Raw genomic sequence first — 996 nt, forward strand, 5'->3', positions numbered from 1 at the left:
GCCGGCAGCTCGTCGTCTCCGGGGCTACGCCGCCTTCGACTTCTCACTACCGGCCAAGATGAATGTCGCTACACCGGACTTAACCATTGTCGCCGCCCAGTCAGGGATCTGCGTCTCAGCTGAGTGCAGGACTGCGCGCACCTTTGTCGACCGCGCCGAACCCGCCTGCTTAACTTTGCTGTACCGCTCGTCGCCGCGGTCAGCTGTACACAGGACGATTCAATGTACAAAAGTCAGAGGTCGCAGACGGTTAGTGGCTTTCTCCCACGATGATCGCGCTCGCGGACCCGCCGACCCTGAACCGCCAGTGACTCCGAAGTGACCCTACGGCAGTGTGCCAAGTTTACCGGCCGTCGCTGAGACGGAACCACCGGTCGAATTCGTGGATCGCAAATGGCCGCTAGCAGGAAAATCCAATGCTTCTTGACGACCCAAGAGGGACATTCGCACAAAGGGAGGGCCGTCAAGCGAAGTGTCGTCCAGTTCTGCGGTATTCCTGAACCGCAATGTGCGGCGGCACACATCGATAGCAGCGGGCCGGAGCGACGCTCGGAAAATAACAATGGAGAGATGCCGTGAAAAATGCCGAGACTCGCATGGGCGGCGGTTGCCGGCTCGTTGTCGGGCTGCTGCCTGTTTCAGCCGAAGCCGCCTCAGACCACCGACGATAAAGGCATGATGATCGACACGGTGCTCGATCAGGTACGCGCGCAGATCAAATCCGCTCGCCAGAAGGAATGCAAGGAGATCGCAGATGCCGCGAAGAACGCGGACAAGACGCAGCAGGCGAATGTTCAGAAGCTGAACGTATATCTCGAGTCGATCGAGCTGCAGCTCGCGCTTAAACGAGACACGGAAAATGGCGGCACTGTAAAGGTGGATCTTCCGGCGATTGGGCGTAAGCGCCCGGTGATGGCATCTTGAATCGATGTAGCAGCCTTGGGAGCATCGTGTCCACTTAACGAATAGGTGGACAAGTGAACACTAATGACCAGG

At 58.2% G+C, this 996-nt stretch carries 1 protein-coding gene; it reads left to right on the forward strand.

The window, feature by feature from the left end; translation table 11 throughout:
* Nucleotides 1-582 precede the first annotated feature (582 nt).
* Entirely contained in the window at nt 583-924 is a 342-nt protein-coding gene (locus tag QCE48_RS31630) for a hypothetical protein (protein ID WP_309784504.1), read from the forward strand.
* Nucleotides 925-996 lie beyond the last annotated feature (72 nt).

It is taken from the genome of Caballeronia sp. LZ024 (assembly GCF_031451455.1).
In the GTDB taxonomy this organism is placed as follows: Bacteria; Pseudomonadota; Gammaproteobacteria; order Burkholderiales; family Burkholderiaceae; genus Caballeronia; species Caballeronia telluris.